Here is a 23,209-nt window from a genome sequence, read left to right on the forward strand (position 1 = left end):
CCTGTCACCTCTTTGTCTCCCGGTCTGGCTTCGTTTGTGTTGTGTTGGATGCTGTCGTTACAGGAACAGCAAGAATTTCTGCAACAGAACCGTCACCGAACGTAACGCGCCATTCAGGAGCAAGCTTCAATCCATCATTGGTCAGCTCCGGTTGATATACGGGAGTCAGATCCCGAATCGTCTTCCCTTTGCCTACAGTTTCCAGTTCCTTCTTCAAGGGCTCGCCGCCCGGCAGCATAACCTTCTTCGAGGATTGCTCTCCCCCCTTGAGATACAGCAACGAACGTTCATAGACAGATGCCGTTTCCTGCTGGATTTGCAGCGAAATCGTACCAAAGCGGAACGATGGTGTGTCGAGCACTGGATAAGCACCATAATACTGCTGAAACATCACAGTTGTACGATTTTCATCGCTGCTTCTCAATTTCATCTGATACGAAGCATCCCAACCGCCATGCTGATTCACAAAATCTACTGCGGCCAGCACATCCCTAATCGGGCTGCTTCCACCCGCTCCTGGCGCACTCGGATCGGTATAGCTCATCCAACGTTGCTCCTGCTTGATTTGCAGACTACGTTTGCTATCCGTATAAATTTGGGAGCCGTCCTTCTCCTGAATATTACGCGTAATCCCCGGATCGAAAAACAAATTCCGCTGCATTTGCTCTGTCGTAAACAATCCAGCATGCACTACAGGCTGCGTAGTTTCCAGATCGTCCACGGGAATGTAGTACTGATTATTCACCAACTCGTACAACGGGGCATTTTTACCGAAATTCACATGCTGGCGGATGTCCTCTACCGTCATATCGAACTGGTTCGCCTCATACACCACATCGCCTCTGGCACTGAAAAAGAGCGCGTGTGGCTTGGCATTCTTTTCGTCTATATAGATCCAAATGCGGTTAATCGTCTCTCCCTGAAACACCGAATCCGGCGTCAGACGCATAACCCGCTCCAGTAATGAAACCGGGACTCCGCCTGAAAAGGATAATTCGATGCCTTCGTTTTCGCTGCGAATCTGCGCCCAGTCCGCCGATTGAATACTTCGACGTTGAAAGTTGTTAAAGCTTCGGCTTTCCAGCCGTGTATAAATTAAATCGTAAAAAGTAACACCCGGATAAAAAACGGTATGCTTCTTCTCACCTTGGTGAATTAGCATTTTATCAGGAAACACGAGGTTCTCAATCTTTTCCTCCTGCCCCATGCTTTCGGTTTTGACATAGTTCGTTTCTGAAGTGAGTACAGAATCACTGCCTGGAAGGCGGTAAATCAAAAAATAAGTCTGTACCAGGCTGGAAGCAACCAGCAAAATAAGCGTCCAGGACTTCAAACGTTCCTTCACTGTGCTTCCCTCCCTTCACTCGACATGGGTAGCGTAAAGGTCGTGCAGGTTCCCTGACCGTATTCCGACTCCAGAAAAATCTGGCCCCCATGTGCCTTTACAATTTCCCGGGCAATCGACAGTCCCAGTCCCGTGCCGCCCATATTGCGCGATCTCGCCTTGTCTACACGATAAAACCGTTCAAAAATCCGGTCCAAGTCTTTTTTGGGAATACCAATTCCGGTGTCTTGTACCGAAATGGACAGCATTCCCTCACTGTTGCGGCGAGCTTCGATCCGAATACTTCCGCCATCTGGCGTATATTTCAGCGCATTGGACATCAGGTTGTCCAGCACCTGCTCAATTTGGTCCCGATCGATCACGACTTTACCGATTCCCTGCTCTACGAACATCCCTGAGCGAATGTGTTTTTGCTTCATTTGAAAAGAAAACCGATCTGCGACTTCGTCCAGCATCTCCATCACATCCGCAGGTTGCATCCGCAAAGGCGCCTCATTGGAATCAAGCCGTGACAGATGCAGCAAATCCGTAACCAACCGGATCATACGCTCTGTCTCGTTGCGGATCACGCCCACAAAACGCTCTGCAAGCTGCGGTTCAGCCATCGCGCCGTCATCCAGCGCTTCAGCGTAGCTGCGGATGGTCGTCAACGGAGTGCGCAGCTCATGGGATACATTCGCTACGAATTCCCGCCGTGTCGTCTCCATCTCCTCCTGCTCCGTCACGTCCTGGAGCACGGCAATCGTCCCCGTAATGCCGATTTCCCGCCGATGAATCGGCGTGAATGTCACACGGATGACGATGGGCTCATCCTGACCAGCTGGCTCCAGCTGCAAGAGCGTGGAGGCCGAAGAACCGCTATACAGGGCCTCGGTTTCCTCCGGGTCGATCCCCAGCAGTACCGCGATATGCCTGCCGGTCATTTCGTTCTCGTTCACGCCCAGCATGGCGCTGGCCCGACGGTTGACCAGAATGACCCGGCCATTGTCATCAGTAGCGACCACACCGTCGCTCATATTGGTCAAGATGGAGGAGAGCTTCTCCTTCTCCTCTTCATTTTGGGACAGCGCCTCACGCAGACGGCCTGTCATATAGTTAAAGGCCACGCTGAGCCTGCCGATCTCATCTTCACCAAATACCGGCATCTGCTGGTCGAATTTGCCCTCGGCAACCTCCGTTGCATGGCGTGTCATCACCTTGATCGGGTGCGTAATCGTATGGGCCAATACCACGCCCAGCACAGCCGTTAACGCCAGCGCAATGAGCATACCTGAGAGAAACACATTATTAATGCGTTTCATCGTATCATAGAGCTCGGTCATCGAAGCGGCGATGTATACCGCGCCGACAATCTTGCCTTGGCTGATAACAGGCTTGGCGACGACCTTTTTGCGGACATTATCCTCGTCCACCATATACTCCTCATTATCACGGATACCTTGGAGTGCGCGGCTGACCACTGTCTGCGTATTTTTGCGTCCAACATAATCGGCGTGTGAACCCTGAGAAGTAATTAATACTTTCCCGCTGGCATCCAGCACCTGAATTTCTGCGCCGCTGAAATCGAACAAATTATTCACGCGTGCACGCAGACTTTCCACGCTGTCTTCTTCCATTTTGCCGTCACTGCCACTCAGATCCTGCTCCGCCAGCACGGACAGCATCTCCGCCCGTGCTTGCAAATCCTGCGTAAAATTACTCGTGAGAGAGTTCTTCATCGAGCTGACAAAATAAACCCCTATCAGCTGCATAGCCACCAAGATCAGTAGCACATAGATAATAATCAGCTTTGCATGAATGGTACGAAAGAAAGACAGCCATTTCATGCCCGCAGGCCACCTTTGCCCCCGCTCACGATATATCCAAGGCCACGGCGTGTCAGGATGGTCTCCGGCTTGCTCGGATTCTCCTCAATCTTCTCGCGCAACCTCCGAATGGTCACATCTACTGTACGCACATCCCCGTAGTATTCGAAGCCCCATACTGCCTGGAGCAAATGCTCCCGCGTCATGACTTTTCCAGCATTCTTCGCCATATAGTGCAATAGCTCATATTCGCGGTGCGTCAGGTCAAGCGGTGTTCCGTTTTTGTAAGCTGTATACATATCCGTATCAAAAAAGAGGTCGCCCACACGCAGCCCCTGCTTATCTTCCTGCGGTCGGCTTTCCGACGCGCCTGCCCCGCCGCGTTGCTGTCTGCGCATCTGTGCCTTCACTCGTGCCAGCAATTCCCGCGTGCTGAACGGCTTCGTTACATAATCGTCCGCGCCCAGCTCCAGCCCCAGCACTTTGTCGATTTCGCCGTCCTTAGCGGTCAGCATAATAATCGGCGTCTGGAGCTGATGTCCGCGCACCTCGCGGCATACGTCCATGCCGTCCATGCCCGGCAACATCAGGTCCAGCAGGATCAGATCAGGCTGCTGCTTGACCGCAATATCCACCGCGCTGATTCCATCGAAGGCGCAAATCACCTGATAGCCCTCTTTTTCTAAATTAAATTTCAAAATATCAGCGATGGGCTGCTCATCATCCACTACCAGAATCGTTCCTTGCATACAGCGTTCACCTCTTTTCACGGATCATCATCTATAATAACTTTCGTTTGTCAGTACCTATAAGATGCTTATTCTATTCTATCATACCCGTGCGTCATTCCATTACTTCTTCAGACCCTTTTCTTTACGCAGAAAAAAACCATGCCTGCACCTACTGTTAAGCATGCAGAAAAACATGGCCTTTCTCATTGATCCTCATAAATCATGTAACTCTCGTTATAAACATCCAACCTATCTTAAATACGTCATTGGGTTGCGTGGCGTATTATCTTTACGAATTTCAAAATGCAGATGCGTCCCGGTCGAGCGCCCTGTGTTCCCCATGACCCCGATCGACTCGCCTTGCTGAACCACCTGTCCTACATGAACGCCAATGCTGCTCAAATGCCCGTACACGGTTTGGTAGCCGTTGCCATGATCGATCATAATGACATTGCCGTATCCATTCTGCTGACCTGCAAATGATACCACGCCTTCATCTGATGCGTGAATGTCAGCACTACCGACCAAGTCGACACCCTCATGCATACGTCCCCAACGTGCGCCAAAGCTACTCGACATCGATGCGCCGGACACCGGCCAAGCAAACTGTCCTGAGCCTTCTCCTACAACCTTCGTTCCTCTAAGAACCACCTCAGTAATAGACGGCTGCAGCACCTTTTGACCGAGCCATTCCTCTTGCACGACCTCACCGTTCTCCTTGGTCAAACGATAGTCCATCTCTTTAAGACCTGCTTGTCCCGGTCTGACCACTTTGGTAACTCCTGCCTTCAGTTCATCGCTCTGACGAATCTCAACTTCAGGCTCGATGGCAATCTGTTCGACGACCTTCTCTACTGTTCGCACCGTAACCGGAACCTTCGGAGCAGTGAGCTTCAATTCGTCCCCAATTTGCAAATACAGCTCACGCAAGCCGGGATTGTTCTGCTTAATCTCCCAAGCGGTCATATTAAATTTAGTTGCAATCGACGACAGAGAATCGCCTTCTTGCACTGTATACGTGATAGGAGCCTCACGCCCCTCAGTCAACACTTTGACTGCTTCTGCCTCCGTCAGCACCTTGTTCGGGTCTGCTTTCACAGGCTCGTACGCGATTTTCTCACGGATACTGGCAGACTCCAGCCATGCTTTGGGGGTTTTAGTACTAGCACTCGCATGGCTGCTGCCCACGGATGTTTTGCGAACCAGCCCCTTGATGCCTGAAGATGTACCCTCACCCACAGGTGTGTACTTCTTCTGCACTTGCTTTAAAGCCGCCTGTGCAGTCGCCTTGTCCTTTACAATGCCAACCGTCTGTCCGTTGACCTTCACTTCTACCCCTTTGGCATACGCTGTCAGCATACCATCCAGCTTCTTCAGCGTAGCTGCGCTGTCAATATCCGCTTTATATGCCTTCTCAATGTCTGTCGTTACCGCGTTCGTATTGAGCACCATATCCACGCCGGGATACTTATCCTTATACTGTTTGCTCTTCGTTGCGTATAGCTGTTTAAGTTGTTGCTCATTCAAGATATTTCCGACCTCGACGCCTTTTACATACACCTTATAATAAGGAACTGTGTTAGCCCCGACATACTGATTACTTGCAAAAATAAGACTGCCTGCAATCACCACACCGCCTGCCGTCCAGCTCAGCCATTTTCTTCGACCATTCCACCACTTTGCTAATTTCCCCGTTTCTACAGCAGACTTGTCTGCAACGTTGGAAGCTGCATTCCTGCTGTCTGGTGAATCCTGCTCCTTCAAAACCTTCATGACTCTCTCCTTTTCAGCATATCTTATCTCTATATAAATGCGTTCATTATTGGTCTTTCACACTATGAATCTAGCCTGTATTCACAAGCATCTATGATATTAGTCGCTATCTATCATTGCATAGTTGCGTAAAAGGTTTCAAAAATTTAACCTTTTCACAACACTGTTTACTTTAACATAGCCTTTACAAAGAATTCAACTACACCCCAATTACTTCCTGACACGCAAAAAAATCCGCGCATGGCGCGGATTCTACAGTCCTATTTTGAGCATAAGCATTGCCCATGAATTCATCTGGACAAACTAACCCATTTCGCTCTATATCTTGTTCATTGGAAGTCGCTTATTGGATTTTTGTAAAATACTTATTTAAGCAAAGCCATCAGCTTGTTATATTCCTCTTTGGTCAAATACTTCGCAAGCACCTGCTGAATATCCTGAAGCTCCTGCTCAGTGAGACCCCCTTCCATCGCGGCTGATATTTTCTGCATCTCCTCCGGCGGCAGCTTATTCATCAGAATCGCAAAAATTTCCTGTTTCTGTGCAGCCGGTAAGTTGTTCTTCTTCTCTGTCAAATGGTCGGGCGTAATCACTAAATCATGGCCTTCAATACTCGTTTCGGGTGTAGTTGTACCTTCTGCCTGCTTCCGTGACTCGTTGCCTGATGTTCCGGCCGACGCAGCCCCCTCCTGAGATACCTTGCCATTGGCTGCGCCACCTGCCTCACTTCCGCTTTCTTCTAAGCCCTGTCCCATGACAGGCAACGCATCATCAGGCGGTGTTACACTTCCCGAGCCACTTCCTGTCGTCTTGTTCTTCCCCGTGTCTGTGCTTGGGTCAGTGCCCGCGCTGCCTTTTAGCCAACCCAATCCCCATATGGGCTGTTGATCAAGCTGAATGTTAAACTGCCGTAGCAGCGATTGAACATAAGCATTAACGACTACACCTGTCACTGCCAGCGTTAGTGCGCTAACCAACACGACCGTCATTCCTTTTTTGAGCAGCCATCCAAGCCACCTCATATCCCGTTACCTCCTTATACGCATCCTGCCATGTGTGTATCATCATGAAGTGCATATAGATCAGTATTGACGAGATATGACGATTTTTAACCCATGAAATATGTAAAACTAGCACCATTCAATAGGAGATGCCACATTCTGATTGAATCAGCGCGTACGACGCACCCAGAAACGGAAAATGTCACTGCGAACATAATCCAGAGAATACAGCACCTGCCTGTTCATTTCATCATAGTGAAGCTGCTTCAATAGTAATACCGTAGCCTGCGGATGCTTCAGCAGACGTGTCATATGTGCGTCGTCATAGTTTGGAACGGTAAGCTCGGAATAGGCTCCAACAATTCTTACCCCCGCCTTGAACTCAAGACTCTGAAAAAGCGAGCCTGAAAAAGAGTCATCTTCCAAAATGGGAGCGGCTAATTTCTCTGGCATCCAGTTTATAGAGTGGGCTACAGCCTCTCCGTTGGCAGTACGTGTACGCTCTAGAGCAATCATGGGCTCATTCTCGGAAAATCTCATCTGTTCGGCAATGTCAGGAGGACAAACCGAAATTCTCTGAATGGATTCCAGCTGCTCGTCTTCCCGTAGCCCTGCTGAACGAATCATGTCACCGATGCTGTACAGGCGGTCCAGCGAGCTTGGAATACTCGGCAGCGGGCAAGTCGCAAACGTGCCCCTCCCGTGTTTTACTAGTAGCTTACCTTCCGATTCCAGTTGGCGAATAGCTCCCCGTAGCGTCGTACGCGAGACACGAAACGATTGGGAAAGTGCTGCTTCCGACGGCAGCCGATCCCCCGGACCCATTTGATTAACCTTCATATATTCTTCTATACGCTGCTTGATGTTCTCTTGTTTGGTTGGCACCGTCCGAAGCCCAGCCTTTCTATTGTGTTAAGCCATATAAATCGGATTCGTAAAAGCAATCATCATCACGCAGTCTTCCATGCAGCCGTAAAGCTCCGCTCGTATCCAGCCCTTTCCTAGCGGGTCTTGCAATGACAGCGTATATTCTCCTGTTTGGGCAGGGATCTGAATCTCCGAGCATATGCCTTGACTACTTGTCAGCAGAAGACGAAGATTCTGAGGCTTGAGATTATAATGGGCTGCTCTTGCTTCTACATTCAATTGAACCGTCACAGATAGTGGATCCTCTACAGTCAGCTCTATACATTCGCCGATGTGATAACGATGTTCTCTGCCCTTAATCTGCGCCCACATCGTCAGTAGCGGTCCCATCGTAACTGACACTGAACCGTGGCGAATCGCCTCAACTGCCCGATCTGCTAAGCCTTCTCGCTCTTCTGCTTCATCATGAACCCCCAAATACGTAACAGCCGGAAGTGAATCATCTGGTTTAGATACATGCCAGTCCCGACCGCTTACCGCAGTGATGCGATACCCCTGATTCAACAAATCGGTCCACATGGCAAACGCCCGCTGGCTATCCCGCTTAATAGATGGCATCAGGGTTGACCAGACCTCTATATAATCCACCTCGTGCCAATCCTGAATCGTGTACTCCCAAAAGCACCCCGTACAGATCGGACTTCCGATCCTGAACGGATGGGCAATCCCTGCAATGCCTCCCTGCTCATGCACCTGCCGAATCCCCTCATGGATGTCATCTGGTCCCAGCACACGCCAGTCGATAAAGCGGTCAACCCCAAGCGTCAGCATATGCCCGTAAAAGGTCGTCCACTCCATCCCTGAAATGATCGGGAGACCGAACTGCCGCTGAACCCGTTCCTGATCCGAAAGTGCCGATTGCGTGTTGTGATCCGTCATAGCGATGCATTCAAGCCCCAAATTCACTGCACTTTGAACAAGCTCCTCCAGCGTCTGCTTTCCGTCGCTGTGAAGCGTATGGGTGTGAAGCTCAGCTGGAATCCATTTAAGCATATGCTGCTTCCTCCCCCAATACATGAATTTGGTAGGCAAGCGTCTCGGTCACAACGGCATGCAGACTGACCGTAATCCGCCACATGCCTGCCGGATGATCTCCTGCAAGGAACCCCGGCGAAGCCGTAGACGAACCGAGCCAATGCTCCTGCTGCATCTCGGGACGATGCGCATTTCCCCGGTGACGGACAGGATCATCGACAGACAGCGTTAATAAATTTTGCAGCGGTGTATACTTCTTCCACAGATCGGTTGAATGCCCCGGCTCGTCGTATCCGTATTTGCACATGCTTTCCTCAATGATTCCTCGTGCTTGCTCTTGATCCTCCAATAACTTGGGCGTGTAAGAGAAGTGAATACGAATCGTTTCAGTCGGCTGCGGAATATGGAAGGAGTACGTAATATGGCTCTGGGTGCAGGTTCTATCGACCGTTCCCTCCACATACAGCAGCCTGCTCATGACTGCCCATCCTGGCTGGACGGTTCATCCACAACTTGCTTCACCATATCATTCACAGGATGTCCTTCATCACCCGACACGTCTTTGTCGGCTGTCCATAAAACACCTACGGGTTGAAGCCGCGTCAGCTCAATCACCCGGTCTGTATGAATACCTGGAAACTGCGGGAGATTATCCTCGTTTAACGTAAAGGCACACAGTCCAGCCACTTCCATGCTGTCCGCACCGCCTTCCAGCAATACGGCTCTAATTTCAGCTATATCCTCAAGCACAGCCTCTCCAGATAGCTTGACCGTGGTAGAAAAATGTGACTCTGCCCCCTCATAAGCGGCTCTAAACTCCCCGAGTCTCAGATCATGGTGGCATGATGAATACCACTGCTCCGAGCCGTGAAGACGAAGCTGGACATCGACACAGGCATCTTCCTCGCGCCGATTGAAGCCAGGTCTGGACGCTGGAGCCGATTCTCTGCCTGAATCCCGTAAGGGACGTTTGGAAGTCTGGATAAACACATAGCTACGCTGGTGTGCAAGTGCAATGGAAGACGCTTGTGACGGCATTTCCAGCTCCTGCTGACGTTCCATCTCCCATTGCGTAACCTGATAGGCAAAAGGAAAACGGCTCATGACCGCCTCACGCGGCTCTTCCTCTGGTTTCCACTGGAAAGCAGGCGGCAGCATAAAACGATAGTCCGATGAAATGTCATCCTTAAAGTTTCCATTGGTTGTTGCGGATTGGAGAACAGGATGGCCACTCAGATCATAACTGCCATGAAACGCAGTCGTAATATGATGTGCCCCCTGGAAAACAGCTTCCAGAACATTGCCCCCTGCATCTAGCTCGACGCGGTACATCCATTCGATATCGGTGGTTCTTCCCCATTTGCTCATAAGCAGCGGCGCGGGCGTTCCCTCATCTTCATGACTGAACATCATCTGATATTCGATGACTGTCTTCTCCTCATTTCCTTCCACGGAATAGAACAAAACAAGCGGTGTGTCCGTAAAGCGATTCTCATAGGGATGTGACAGATTGCGGCCATATAAAAGCGGCGTATGGCGATAAATCAGCGATCTTGGAGAGGAATCAGCCACGCAGCGCAGTTCAACCCCGTCGATCCATGCTCGAGAAACAAGCGGAGCCGATTCCAGTTCGCGAAATTCGGCATAGACCTCGTAATCGCCTTCTTTTAGATACCCCAACAAACGGGTATACACTCCCTGACTGCTGCCATAGTACAAAATGACATCCTGATTATAGGCTTCATTCAGGTAGAGGCGTACGAAGGCAGATTCTCGATCTGTCGCAGCCCAGTCACTGTCTGATCTGGCGAACAGATCAAGCTCCGCGTATCCGTCTTCTGGCATGGAGAACCTAAACCGGAACCCGTTTCCCGGGCTGAGCTCAACCTCCGCTTTGTGTAAGGCAATCCGATAACCGCAATCCAGCAGATCCTTTTCCCACACTCGCCCACTAAACCCGGTAATTTGCACCTCTGCTTGGCTATTCATCCCTGTAACCTCCTTAGTGTATGACGGCAGTCTAGCTGGCATCCGCATCCTTCACCATTGTCCGAATATAAAAGTAGCCCATAAAAGAACACAGTAAAAACATAAACACTGCCATTGCGCTGGCCGTATGCGTCTCCTGATAGCTGGAAAACACCTGCTGCATCGCAACACCCAACACTTGTGGTGAGTTGGCACCGATCAGGAAGGGAGCCGTAAAGCTGCCCATGATTCCCATGAAAATGAAGGTCACCGCAACCCACATCGTTTTATAGGAAAGGGGTAAAATAAAGCGACCAAACAGCTGCATCGTGCTGGCTCCAGCATCTCTGGCACTTTCGACGACAGCGTTTGGAATGCTGGCAAGTGCCGAGCTGAGTAGCATAGTTGCGAACGGAATGTTGAACCACAAATTAGCCAGCACCAGCCCTTTGTAGTCATAAATAATCCTCGGAATCGTCTCAATGCCGAGCGGCAGCAAAAGACGTGCAGCCCAACCGTGATTTCCATACATGGTAATGATCGCATACGTTGCAATTACACCGGGAACAAACATCGGAATAAAATACAACCGGCCTATCCACTTCACGACAACCCCTTTGCCGAATCTCAGATAAATCGCCAAAGCATAGCTGATGACCAGAGTAAGGGCCGTCGAGACTAATGTGACATTGATCGTATACATGATATTTCTTCGCATGGCAGGTTCCGTGAACAGCCGAATATAGTTGGCCAGACCGTAGCCCGTTCCATATTGATCAATCAAGCTTTCCTTCACGGCATAGAGAATCGGAATAATAACGACGACCAGCAAAATGAGAAAAGACGGGATGACCAGGGCAAGCCCCAGCATCCCCCTTTTGGACGATGAACTCATGATCAACCGCCCGCTACTTCACTTTGCCAGCGTTTGTAGATTTCCTGCTGAAGCTCTCCGCTGTTAAAGCTGCGGTATCCAGAAGATACACTGTTGAATTTCTCTTGCAGCTCCGTTGGCATCAGATTCCACTTAATCCCCGGGTAGCCGTACATTTTATTAATAACCACCGTTTGCGCTTCAGGCGTCAGTATATAATTCAAGAATTCCTGAGTGGCTTCTTTTTTGGAGGAGAGCGAAGGAACCATCAGATAAGAAGGACCACCTGTAAAAGCAGGATCGATCTGTGTCAGCTTCACCGTGTCCGGAAGCAGCCCTTTAGCCAGCTGCTCGAGTGCCATATCAGACCAGGCTGGAACCATATCAACCTCTCCACTCGCCAAAATATCAAGCGTGCCTTGGTTCTTCTTAGGATAGACTCCTTTTTGGTACATTGAAGGGCCCAGCTCCTTGAGCAGTGAGAAGCCTTGATCCCATTTCTTCATATTTGCCGGATCATCACTGTTCATCGCCTCTGGCGGAAGGAAATTATAGATCACCGTGTTCACAAATGAGCTACCTGACCCACCTGTGGACGGATCATTATAGGCAAACTTGCCCGGATGCTGACGAATCCACGTGTACAGCTCGTCGGCTGTTTTCGGAGGCGTCGCTACTTTTGCACTGTTATAGGCAAGGACAACCGAAGAGGCACGGTATGGAATGGCCTGATTGTTGACTTGCTTGAGATACGTTTCATCCACATTCTTCAGATTTGGAACCTTGGCAGCGTCAACCGTTTCCCACAGTTTCTCGCCTACCCCCTTGGTGATGTCATCCAGACTGCCTTCGTACAGGTCGATATCTGTATCGGTTTGCCCGCTTTTCTTGGCTGCAATCAGACGATCCAGTGTAGATGCACCTCCGGTTCCTGCTGGCAAATACACCAGTTTGACCTTAACGTGATCATTTTTAGCTTCAAAGTCCTTGATTAACGTTTCCCACAGCTCTTTGACGTTCAGAGACCCTCCAGTGTACAAGGAAATTTCCGTCGTTCCCGTAGCGGCCCCCGCTTTTGTAGACTTGGCTTCCCCTGTAGCCGTGGCGGCATTACCGCCGTTACCACAACCAGCCAACAACGATAAACTAAGTACCCCTGCCAAAACCAGACCCATATTCTTTTTCCCAAACACGTTGTTGCCTCCTTTAGATAGTTGCACAAGTTCGCAGCATCATCAGATGATGCGTTCGTGACGGACATTGATGCGATATAGAGGTTGATCGTGAATCTTCATTGTGCTGTTGGAAAAGTAACCATTTTACTGAAGCTGAATCTGATGTACTCTCCACTGCGCAGCTCGGCCGCTCGTTCACGCGGCACAAACATTTTCAGATGATGGGTACCGCTATCCAGCGAAACTTCCGCATAATGACCAAGAATCATCACCTGTCTGATCGTTCCGGCTAGAGAACCATTTTCTTCTGTCGTCAGAACAATATCCTCTGGTCTCACACCAATCATGGATTCACCTGTGTATTCATGCTCTTGCGCAAACGGTATTCCGCTCACAGAGACACTGCGACCTGTACTCACCCCCTTTAATAAATTGATACGGCCAATAAAACCCGCTACAAAAAGGGACTGTGGCTTGTCATAAATCTCCTGCGGCGAAGAAAGCTGCTCAATCCGGCCCGCATTCATAACGACGATTCGGTCGGAAATGGACAGCGCCTCCTCCTGATCATGGGTGACGAACACCATCGTCATTCCTGTCTGGGTCTGAATATCACGCAGCTCCTCTCTCATCTCCATGCGCAATTTGGCATCAAGCGCGGAAAAAGGCTCGTCCAGCAGCAATACATCAGGCTTGAGCAGCAAAGCCCGAGCGAGTGCTACCCGCTGCTGCTGACCTCCCGAGAGCTGTCCCGGCGTTTTACGCTCTGCGCTCTCTAGCCGAACCAGCGCTAGCGCTTCCTTCACCTGACGGTCAATTTCTGTCTTCTTCACCTTTCGAATCTTCAACCCGAAAGCCAGGTTGTCATACACGGTCATATGCGGCCACAAATTATAGCTTTGGAACACCATAGCCGTCGGACGTTTTTCGGGCGGCAGCTTGAGTACGCTTTTACCCTGAATCTGAATGTCGCCACTGTCCGGGTCCAAAAAACCGCCAATGGAGCGAAGCACGGTTGTTTTACCACAGCCGGAAGGTCCCAGCAGTGTCACCAGCTCTCCCTTCATCACGTCAAGTGAAATGCCTTTGACTCCGTCTCCTGTCTTGAAGCGCTTGGTTAACTCTTGAATGGATAATTGAATGGGCATTAGCTTAGGCTCCCTTTTCAGGATTTTGTAAACTTCTCATTTGACCAACTACGTTACTTCACCTGAAATCCGCCTGCCAGTACATCCGCACTTACAAAACGCTTGGCTGCCAATAGCAGAATGATCGTTGGCAGGGTAAGAATGACCGAGAAAACAGCACCCGTTGTGCTCGGATAATCAGCAATGATGGAATACATAATGACTGGCATTGTTTTATAGTCTGGCGTTCCGACAAGGAGTGTCCCCTGTGCTTCATCCAGTGAAGCAAGAAAGGTAAAGATGGAGGCAACCACAATGCCGGGCAGCGCCATAGGAAAGGTGATTTTCCAGAACACCCGAAATGGTCCGGCTCCAGCATCCCGCGCCGACTCCTCCTGTGCACGATGTACGCTGCGGAAGGCAGAGGATGGAATCCAGGTCATATACATGAGCGTGTTTACCATATGGATAAGCACAATGCCTGCAAAGGTGTTCATCAACCCGAATTGGTAGAATAGTACGGCAATGGACACATACAAACCCATTTTCGGAAAAGCATGCGTAAGCAGGAATGAGAAAAGGAACCACTTACTGAACGGGAAAGAAATTCGTGCAAAGGCATAAGCAGCAGGAATACATACGATAATGGAGCAGACCGTAACGGTAATCGCAATCAGGAAGGATAGGGAAATCGAGCTGACTACATCATCCTGGGTAAGTACGAACTTCCACCATTCCAGTGACAAGCTCTGCGGGAGCGGTGCAGGATACTGCCATTTTCCCGAAACCGCCAAGAGGAGGAGATTGGTCAGAGGCCCCAGGAAAAAGATGACGAAAATGACAAGCACGATGAATTCAACAATTTTGCGTGTGCCGAGTGAGCGAAGATACCAGTTCATAATTCATCCCTCTCAAGACGTCTAGACGTCCAAATCTCTTTTCTATTTGGATTATAGAGAGGGTTTGTTATCACAAATCGACAAGGAAGATAAGATTATGTAAAGGGAAAGATACCATTTAACACTTCACAGAATAAAAAAAGAGAGAGGCTGCTAACAGCCTCTCTCTTTGAACATGTATTAATAGCTATATCATTCTTGTCCTACAAATAAATCGGAAGCACCTGATTCGTTTGATCACGATTACGCCCAACTGAGAAAATAGCAATTGGGATACCTGTCAGATCAGACACGCGTTGTACGTAATTGCGTGTAGTCTCAGGCAGTTCCTCCAGCGTTTTCACGCCAGTGATGTCTTCGCTCCAACCTGGCATTTCTTCATATACCGCTTCGCACTCCGCCAGCATTTTCAGGCTAGCCGGATAATGCGTAATCACCTCACCGCGGTACTTGTAACCTGTGCAAATTTTCACCGTTTTCAGGCCAGTCAATACGTCCAGCGAGTTCAGGGAAAGACCCGTTAATCCACTGACACGACGGGCATGGCGCACAACGACGCTGTCAAACCAGCCTACACGACGAGCACGACCTGTAACCGTACCGTACTCATGACCTGTTTCACGAATGTAATCGCCGACTTCATCGTTCAGCTCAGTTGGGAAGGGTCCATCGCCAACACGAGTTGTATACGATTTAGCTACACCGATGACTTGTTGAATCTTGGATGGTCCCACACCGGAACCAATACATACGCCGCCAGCCGACGGGTTGGAGGACGTAACGTAAGGATACGTACCTTGGTCGATATCAAGCATAACGCCTTGCGCACCTTCAAACAGTACCTTTTGATTTGCGTCAATTGCATCATTTAACACGACAGATGTATCTCCTACATAAGGACGGATAAATTCAGCATATTCCAGATACTGTTTTAGTATTGCTTCTACATCCAATGGCTCGCCGCCATATACTTGTTCAATCACTTGATTTTTTTCTTTCGTTTGATGGCGCAGCTTCTTTTCGAATTCCTCTGCATCCAGCAAATCAGCAATACGAATACCGTTACGTGCAGCTTTATCCATATAAGCAGGGCCGATCCCTTTACGGGTAGTACCAATTTTGTTAGGACCTTTGCGGTCTTCTTCCAGCACATCCAGCGTCATATGGTACGGCATAATCACATGTGCGCGGTCACTAATGACCAGATTTTTTGTGGAAAAGCCATTATCATGAATGTAAGTAATTTCTTCAATAAGAGCGGCTGGATTTACGACCATGCCGTTGCCAATAACACACTTTTTATCTTCATAAAAAACGCCGGATGGAATCAGGCTCAGCTTGTACTTTTTACCGTCAATGAGAATCGTATGACCAGCATTGTTTCCGCCTTGGTAACGGGCCACTACTTCAGCGCTTTCCGCCAGATAGTCCGTGATTTTACCTTTGCCTTCGTCTCCCCATTGTGTTCCCACAACGACTACAGTTGACATGTTTCATTCCTCCGTGGAGTGCCCACAGACACTCTGATTTTGAGCTGACACACTACGCATATCCGACTTCAACCGCCTGAGCGAGCAGATATGGAGCGCTCTCGGACAGCAGGAAAAAACGTCCGTCGCAGACATTCCGTAGGTTCGGAAAGCCCCGGGCGTAATGTTCTCCCCACTGCGTTGAAGCAGCACTATAAGTGTAACAGCACCATTTTTTAAAGTCAAATAAAAAGCGAACATTATATTACATGAAAATAGTATTGTTCGTAATTGAGAGTTTCATTCCTTATATGAAAATATGTGAATTCTATAAAAAAGGACCCTTTCGAGATCGCGAAATCCGCGTCGAAAGAGCCTTTTTTAATGATACTAATATGTTATCCGGCGAACGCATCCGAATGGGCACGCTCGTAATTAGCGAATTTATTATAATTTTTGAGAAAGACCAACTCTACCGTACCGACCGGGCCGTTACGCTGCTTGGCAATGATAATCTCAATAATATTCTTCTTTTCTGTTTCCTGATTATAGTAATCATCCCGGTACAGAAACGCCACGATATCAGCATCCTGCTCGATAGAACCCGATTCCCGCAAGTCACTCATCATCGGCCGCTTGTCTTGACGCTGCTCCACACCCCGGCTCAGCTGGGAGAGGGCAATTACAGGCACTTCAAGTTCACGAGCGATTTGCTTCAATGTCCGTGAGATTTCAGATACCTCCTGCTGCCGGTTCTCGCCTGCTTTGCCTCGTCCGTGAATAAGCTGCAAGTAGTCGATTACGATCATACCCAGTCCCTTTTCCGCCTTGAGACGGCGGCATTTGGCACGGATATCCGCCACAGTGATGCCGGGTGTATCATCGATATAGATTTCCGCCTCTGACAAGGCTGCAATGCCCATCGTCAGCTTCGCCCAATCGTCGTCGCCTTTAAATTCACCTGTCCGCATGACGTTCGCGTCCAGATTGGCCTCGGCGCAAATCATCCGCTGCACGAGCTGAGCGGCCGACATCTCCAGACTGAAGATGGCTACTGTCTCCTTTGCCCGAACCGCAACGTTTTGCGCAATATTCAGAGCAAACGCTGTTTTACCTACGGATGGACGGGCGGCCACAATGATCAAGTCATTGCGCTGGAACCCCGCCGTCATCTTGTCCAAATCAACAAACCCGGACGGAATCCCAGTCGTATTGCCCTTGTTCTGATGCAGCAATTCAACGCGGTCAAACACTTCCATCACGACATCGCGGATGGCAATAAAACCACTACCTGAGCGCCCGTTGGATATCTCCATAATCTTGCGCTCAGCATCGCTCAGCATACCAGCGACATCCTCGCCACTGCTATAGCCTTCGCTCACAATCTGCGTAGCTGCACGAATCAAGCGACGAAGCATCGCTTTTTCTTCAATGATCTGGGCATAGTAATCTACGTTAGCCGCTGTTGGCACCCCGTGAGCCAGCTTCGCCAGATAACTGACACCACCGATATCCTCTAGCTGTCCCTTGTCCTGAATTTTCGAGGTCAGCGTAACCAAGTCAATCGGCTGTCCGGATTCACCCAGCTCAATCATTGCTTCGTAAATCATCTGATGAGCCTTATCATAAAAGTCCTCGGTCTGCACCCGCTCCATTGCGGTAATCAGTGCTTCAGACTGGAGCAAAATAGACCCGATAACCGCCTGTTCAGCCTCCAGATTTTGCGGAGGAATCCGATCAAAAAATTCGCCGCCCATAATTATTCTTCAGTCACCTGTACTTTCAGCGTAGCTTTGACCTCAGGATGAAGCTTAACGGTCATTTGAGTCACGCCCAACGTACGAATCGGTTCTTCCAGCTCAATTTTGCGTTTATCCAGCTTGATGCCGGTTTTAGCTACTGCCTCCGCGATTTGTTTGCTCGTAATCGCGCCGAACAGCCGTCCACCTTCACCAGCCTTCGCTTTGAGCTGAACCGTTGTCTCTTCCAGCTTTTTGCCGAGCGCTTGCGCCTCTTCCTTTTCCTCTTGCTTGCGTTTTTCCTCAGCAGCATTCTGATTTTCCAGCGTCTTCATATTTCCTTCTGTCGCTGGACGGGCAACACCACGCGGCAACAGGAAATTCGCTGCATAACCGTCCGACACTTCCTTAATTTGCCCCTTCTTGCCTTGGCCCTTCATATCTTTAATGAATATCACTTTCATTCAAATAACCCCTCTTCCCCATCAATTTCGGCCAGCACGTCGATCACTCTGCGCTTAGCTTCCTCCAGCGGGCAATCCAGCTGAACCGCCGCATTCGTCAGATGTCCTCCGCCGCCTAGCCGTTCCATGACGACCTGTACGTTCATGCGTCCGAGTGAACGGGCGCTGATCCCCACCAGGCCGTCAGGACGTTCACTGACCACAAAGGAGGCCAGTACATCCGTCATATTGAGTAATGAATCCGCCACCTGAGCAATCAGGAGCTGCGGTATTTTCTGTCCGGGCTCAGTTACCGCAATTGCGATATGCCCATATATCATTTTAGCATGCTTAATAATTTCCGCCTTAGCAATATATTCATCCAGGTCCTCTTTTAACATGCGCTGGATCATTACTGTATCTGCTCCGCTACGCCGTAAAAAGCCGGCTGCCTCGAATGTACGCGAGCCTGTATGCAGGGAAAAATGCTTGGTATCCACCGTAATCCCTGCCAACAGTGATGTTGCCTCCAGCGGTGTCAGTTGGACCTTCTCATGGATATATTGCAGCAGCTCGGTCACCAGCTCACAGGCCGATGACGCATAGGGCTCCAAGTAGATCAGAACCGAATCGTTAATAAATTCCTCACCCCGCCGATGATGGTCGACAACCACCACCCGACTAGCTGTCTGCACCAGACGCGGCTCAATCGTCATGGAGGCCTTGTGCGTGTCCACCACGACCAGCAGACTGTGCTCAGTCATCAGCTGGAGCGACTGCTCTGGCGTCATGAGCGCTTGCGATAACTTCTCATCCTTGTTTACCTGCTCCATCATTCGGTCGATAGACGGATTGGATTTATCCAGTACGATATGTGCCTCTACATTGTAAAGTGCAGCAGCCTTCCACACACCGATGGCCGCTCCCACCGCATCCATGTCCGGTATTTTGTGTCCCATGATCAGCACGCGGTCGCTCTCCTGCATCAGATCACGCAACGCATGTGCAATGACTCGGGCACGTACTCTGGTACGCTTCTCGACAGCATTGGACTTGCCTCCGTAAAAGGACAGGCGTTGTCCTGCCTTCACTGCTGCCTGATCGCCCCCACGTCCAAGCGCCATATCCAGACTGGACTGGGCCAGCTCGCCTAGCTCCTTGATGCTCTCTGCACCGAAGGACAAGCCAATACTCAGTGTCATCGGTACTTTCAAATCCGCTGTCATTTCCCTTACGGTATCCAGAATGACGAATCGACTTTGCTCCAGCTCCTGAAGCGCTTTATGATTTAGCATAATGAGATAACGCTCAGAAGATAATCGACGCAAATAAATATTGTACTGATTAGCCCAGGATGTGATCTCGCTTGACACCTTCGCAATAAGCGCGGTGCGTTGCTGATCGTCCATCCCCTGAGCAGCCTCGTCCATATTATCGAGCATGACGATACCGAGCGCCAATCGCTCGTTTTCATACTGCTTGCGTAGCACCGCCAAATCCGTTACTTCATACAAATATATCAGACGCTCATCGGGCACGATCAGAAACTGATAATGACGCTCATCATGCTGTAGCTCCACCTTCAGCTCACGAGCAGGCTCCTTTGTTTCCTTTTTGGTGCTTAGGGCACCTGCGAGTTGAGGAAACAAATCATGAAGAGACTCACCAATCAGCGATTGCTCCTCAAACATCTCCCCGGCAAACCGATTGTGCCATTCTACCGTTCGATTTTCGCTGTATAAAATGATGCCGAACGGCAATGTGCTAATCGCTTCCCCTTCCACCCGCTTGATCCGGAAGGAAAGACCGCTGATATATTGATTCAGTTCCCGACGAAAATCCAATTCCGTCTTCAGCATCAGCCCGCCGAGCAAGAATGACAGCAACAGTCCTATCACACCCAGTTCCCAGTTGTACATGGAAATACATATGACAAGGACCAGCAGCAGCAAAAACGCCCAGACCGTCTGATAGCCGTGCCAGCGTTTTTGTAGAAATTTAGGCATGACTGTTCACCCTATTTCTTTGATCTTGTAATAGCTTCACGCAGCGGAAAGGCCAAATCAATAATACCTATAATGCGGAGCGGCTGGAACACCAGAACGACGAGCGACAGCAGCAACGCAATCACCGGGCTCATTTTACGGCTATGCGTCCAGAAGTATACAAAACCAATTGTCTGGATAATAAAACATGCATGAATCAGCGGCAACATACTAATGGAGACCATTTGAATCCAGCCGCTATCGGAAGACCCTGCTATCCATTCAATTACAATTGCCAGCAGATAATACCAGATCAGCGCGCGCGGTAGCCTCCACTCGCGGGCAGGCTTCATTTTGCGTACTGGTACATCGAGACTGCTCAATGCCGGACGTGCCAAAGCATGCGTTATCACTGCCAATATGAACGAGGTCACGATCAGCACATACGGAATTTTTCCAATCAGCATTGTGCCGAGTTTCTGCGTATCCTCTGCCGTCCAATTCATGTTTGAAAACATCGGATTAGCACTCAAAACCTGCTGTACAATACTTGCCGATATCGCAGCCTGATCACGAAGATACTGTGCAAGATCAAACCCAAAGGAATACGTGGCGATAAACAGAACAACCAACAACTCGGCTAAAATAATGCCCATTCCGGTCATCAACGCCTGAAAAGCAGGTCCTCCCTTTTTATATATCCGTCCCATCATGATTGAAGGAATCAGAAAATAAATCGCAGGGAGCAGCGAATACACATCGAGTAGCGCTATAATGAGCAGCACCGGTATGACGTGGACCAGAAATCCTTTGAAAGGCAGCGATGAAAACAATACAGCGCCAGGCACAATCAGCAAAAATACGGTAATGATTCTTAATGGTGTCAATAGAGTCAGCAGCAGAAGCAAATAAATGACGCTCCATGCTACAGTTGCCAAGCGGAATTTCAACGTTTTCACCTCTTACGCATATGTTCTTCCAGTGCGGAAATGTCCTGATACCAATCCTCCAGCTGGTGTCCTTCTTTTCTGTGCTTTCTTAGCTTGTCGATGAGTAGATCATCCAATTCACGGTAAGACACTCCAAGGCGCCTCCCCAAAATATAACTGCTCATCACTAAGCTCGCCAAGCAATCACCAATGCGGGCTGTACTGCCTTCCCACATTGCCTTAAACAGACGGGAGACTTGGTCCAGCACCTCTGTTTTAAGCCATTCAATAACCTTGGCTCGTTTAACTACATCCATTTCTTTAGGCATATGATGAAGAGTCACACCCCTCTGAAAAAGCTTTATTCTCCATTATAGCATATCCTATTCTGAAAATAACTGTTACCCCATAGGGTAAATTGTTATTTTCGGAGCATCTTTGTTGCTTATTTTAGCTTGATGTATTAAGTGATTCCCTGGATACAAATTTTTCACAATACTCAATAATCTGGCTGCGACGTACAATGCCAATAAACCGTTCCATATCATCTACAACGGGCACAAAGTTCTGTACCTTAGCCAAATTGATTAAATCCTCCATGTTAGCGTTAATGGACACGGGCTTCATCGTAACCCGCAACGGAACGTCCTTAAGCATAAACTTAGAAGCGTTTTCAAAGGTGATTTTCCCCTCGGACTCTTTCATATGCCACAACAGATCACCTTCTGTAACCGTACCTGTATATCTGCCTTCCTTATCTAAAATAGGAACCGCTGTAAAACGGTGATATTCCATCCGTTCCAACGTTTGCCGTAAAGTAGCATCCGCCGTTACACAAGCAACTTCCTGTTTGGGAAGCAAGAAAAAAGCGATATTCATGAGAAACGAATCCCCCTCAAAATCAAATATAAATCAATTGATTATTCACTGAATGTCCTGCTTGTCGGGAAGCCTCAGCGTCTGCGGGGTTGTATCGGAATCTAGCCAGTTGGCAATCATGAGTCTGGCATATTCAAGTTCCTGTTCATTAGCCCGGTCATAATACAGGCCCTTCTTCTTGAACCCTTCCCCCGTAATCGTAAAACTTGAAATTTGCGGATTCCCCTGTGAAATAGCCTGCTTGCCAAGCCCAGTAATAAAAGCAGGTTCCATGTCGGTTTTGAAATTGGCTCCCATAATATCGAGCAACTCCGGAATCTTGGTAATTCCGTTGATATTCAGCAGCTTATCCGCCATAGCGTTCAAGAAAATTTGCTGCCGTTTGGTACGGTTGAAGTCGCTATCTTCCCGATATCTAACATAATACATGGCTTCCTCACCATTATAAAGCGGCTTGCCCGCCTCAATACGGAACTTGATATGCAGCGGACTCTTATTCTCAATGGGCTTGTCGATTGGAAGCACAACTCCACCCACTGCATTCACCGCATCCTGAATACCCTGGAAATTAATCGTAGCATAATAATCGGCCTTATGCTCCATCAACTTCTCTACTGTAGCCATGGACATATCTTCGCCTCCGAACGCATAAGCATGCCCCAACTTATCAAAATCATCCTCGCCATCGCGATTCGGATCATGTCCGGCAATCTGTACGTACGTATCCCTTGGAATGGAAACCAAAAGCACACGCGATTCCGCGGGCCGTACTACCGCATACATAACCGTATCCGAGCGACCACGCGCCTTTTCATTGGGCCTTTGATCCGTACCCAGTAACAGCACCGAAAAGGGTTCCTTACGGTAAGCTACTGTCTCTTGCTGCTGCTGTTCCCCGGATTGTCGGGGCTGATAGGATTTCTCCAGCTTGCTTTCCAACGTCGGTGATACAAACCAATCAAAAGCCACCAATGTCAGCTGTTTGCGGAACAGGTAGCCTCCCACTGCAATCAAAAGTAAAACAATACATGAAATATATAGAGCGGTAAACCTCTTTTTCTTTTTGGTCTTTCCACGGGTCCTTCTCCTATGTCTTCTCTCCATAACCGGTACCTTCCTTCTTTCCGTCACAAATCCCATCTCTTCATTAAACCGAATTGATCCC

Annotated in this window: 21 protein-coding genes; all 21 read right to left on the reverse strand. The window is 49.2% G+C overall.

The window, feature by feature from the left end:
• Positions 1–4: 4 nt before the first annotated feature.
• Positions 5–1,345 carry a two-component system activity regulator YycH gene (gene yycH, locus MKY35_RS26135; protein ID WP_342445248.1) on the reverse strand — a complete coding sequence of 447 codons (1,341 nt, stop codon included), beginning with the start codon at positions 1,343–1,345 and terminating at the stop codon, positions 5–7.
• Positions 1,342–3,171 (reverse strand): cell wall metabolism sensor histidine kinase WalK, encoded by a 1,830-nt coding sequence (walK, locus tag MKY35_RS26140; protein ID WP_029518931.1) that lies wholly within the window; start codon positions 3,169–3,171, stop codon positions 1,342–1,344. Before walK ends, yycH begins: the two co-directional genes overlap by 4 nt.
• Entirely contained in the window at positions 3,168–3,899 is a 732-nt protein-coding gene (gene yycF / locus MKY35_RS26145; protein ID WP_025723159.1) for a response regulator YycF, read from the reverse strand. Before yycF ends, walK begins: the two co-directional genes overlap by 4 nt.
• A gap of 231 nt (positions 3,900–4,130) precedes the next feature.
• The gene (locus MKY35_RS26150) at positions 4,131–5,654 is read right to left on the reverse strand and encodes a M23 family metallopeptidase (protein WP_318627806.1); all 1,524 of its coding nucleotides are present in this window, start codon (positions 5,652–5,654) and stop codon (positions 4,131–4,133) included.
• Positions 5,655–6,019: 365 nt separating this feature from the next.
• Positions 6,020–6,676 (reverse strand): hypothetical protein, encoded by a 657-nt coding sequence (locus MKY35_RS26155; protein WP_165145447.1) that lies wholly within the window; start codon positions 6,674–6,676, stop codon positions 6,020–6,022.
• A gap of 147 nt (positions 6,677–6,823) precedes the next feature.
• The gene (locus MKY35_RS26160) at positions 6,824–7,540 is read right to left on the reverse strand and encodes a GntR family transcriptional regulator (RefSeq protein ID WP_342445249.1); all 717 of its coding nucleotides are present in this window, start codon (positions 7,538–7,540) and stop codon (positions 6,824–6,826) included.
• A 27-nt stretch (positions 7,541–7,567) separates the two neighbouring features.
• The gene (locus MKY35_RS26165; protein WP_342445250.1) at positions 7,568–8,575 is read right to left on the reverse strand and encodes a CehA/McbA family metallohydrolase; all 1,008 of its coding nucleotides are present in this window, start codon (positions 8,573–8,575) and stop codon (positions 7,568–7,570) included.
• Complete coding sequence (locus tag MKY35_RS26170) at positions 8,568–9,035, reverse strand: hypothetical protein (RefSeq protein WP_342445251.1); 468 nt, start codon at positions 9,033–9,035, stop codon at positions 8,568–8,570. Before MKY35_RS26170 ends, MKY35_RS26165 begins: the two co-directional genes overlap by 8 nt.
• Positions 9,032–10,546, reverse strand: a complete 1,515-nt coding sequence (locus MKY35_RS26175; protein WP_342445252.1) for a hypothetical protein — start codon at positions 10,544–10,546, stop codon at positions 9,032–9,034. The genes MKY35_RS26170 and MKY35_RS26175 overlap by 4 nt, the downstream gene beginning before the upstream one ends.
• 31 nt (positions 10,547–10,577) lie before the next feature.
• Positions 10,578–11,420, reverse strand: coding sequence for an ABC transporter permease subunit (locus tag MKY35_RS26180; protein WP_322251692.1), 843 nt, complete (start codon positions 11,418–11,420; stop codon positions 10,578–10,580).
• 2 nt (positions 11,421–11,422) lie between these two features.
• Positions 11,423–12,592: an extracellular solute-binding protein gene (locus tag MKY35_RS26185; RefSeq protein ID WP_025723151.1), complete on the reverse strand. Its 1,170-nt coding sequence runs from the start codon at positions 12,590–12,592 to the stop codon at positions 11,423–11,425.
• 98 nt (positions 12,593–12,690) lie between these two features.
• Positions 12,691–13,722, reverse strand: coding sequence for an ABC transporter ATP-binding protein (locus MKY35_RS26190; protein ID WP_342445253.1), 1,032 nt, complete (start codon positions 13,720–13,722; stop codon positions 12,691–12,693).
• A 53-nt stretch (positions 13,723–13,775) separates the two neighbouring features.
• Entirely contained in the window at positions 13,776–14,600 is an 825-nt protein-coding gene (locus MKY35_RS26195) for a carbohydrate ABC transporter permease (protein ID WP_322251694.1), read from the reverse strand.
• A 203-nt stretch (positions 14,601–14,803) separates the two neighbouring features.
• Positions 14,804–16,090 carry an adenylosuccinate synthase gene (locus tag MKY35_RS26200; RefSeq protein ID WP_029518946.1) on the reverse strand — a complete coding sequence of 429 codons (1,287 nt, stop codon included), beginning with the start codon at positions 16,088–16,090 and terminating at the stop codon, positions 14,804–14,806.
• Positions 16,091–16,467: 377 nt separating this feature from the next.
• Entirely contained in the window at positions 16,468–17,826 is a 1,359-nt protein-coding gene (gene dnaB / locus MKY35_RS26205) for a replicative DNA helicase (RefSeq protein WP_013373892.1), read from the reverse strand.
• Between the two features lie 2 nt (positions 17,827–17,828).
• Positions 17,829–18,272, reverse strand: coding sequence for a 50S ribosomal protein L9 (rplI, locus tag MKY35_RS26210; protein WP_013312788.1), 444 nt, complete (start codon positions 18,270–18,272; stop codon positions 17,829–17,831).
• Positions 18,269–20,257: a DHH family phosphoesterase gene (locus MKY35_RS26215; RefSeq protein ID WP_342445254.1), complete on the reverse strand. Its 1,989-nt coding sequence runs from the start codon at positions 20,255–20,257 to the stop codon at positions 18,269–18,271. The genes rplI and MKY35_RS26215 overlap by 4 nt, the downstream gene beginning before the upstream one ends.
• A gap of 11 nt (positions 20,258–20,268) precedes the next feature.
• Complete coding sequence (locus MKY35_RS26220; RefSeq protein WP_209950128.1) at positions 20,269–21,186, reverse strand: DUF2232 domain-containing protein; 918 nt, start codon at positions 21,184–21,186, stop codon at positions 20,269–20,271.
• A 5-nt stretch (positions 21,187–21,191) separates the two neighbouring features.
• The gene (locus MKY35_RS26225) at positions 21,192–21,494 is read right to left on the reverse strand and encodes a MazG-like family protein (RefSeq protein ID WP_013312791.1); all 303 of its coding nucleotides are present in this window, start codon (positions 21,492–21,494) and stop codon (positions 21,192–21,194) included.
• Between the two features lie 121 nt (positions 21,495–21,615).
• Entirely contained in the window at positions 21,616–22,044 is a 429-nt protein-coding gene (locus MKY35_RS26230; RefSeq protein WP_342445255.1) for a CBS domain-containing protein, read from the reverse strand.
• Between the two features lie 45 nt (positions 22,045–22,089).
• A complete protein-coding gene (locus MKY35_RS26235) occupies positions 22,090–23,148 on the reverse strand; it encodes an LCP family protein (RefSeq protein WP_342445256.1) in 1,059 nt (352 codons plus the stop codon).
• Between the last annotated feature and the right edge of the window lie 61 nt (positions 23,149–23,209).

Origin of the sequence: Paenibacillus sp. FSL L8-0638 (genome assembly GCF_038593075.1) — a bacterium.
Classification (GTDB): Bacteria; Bacillota; Bacilli; order Paenibacillales; family Paenibacillaceae; genus Paenibacillus; species Paenibacillus polymyxa_D.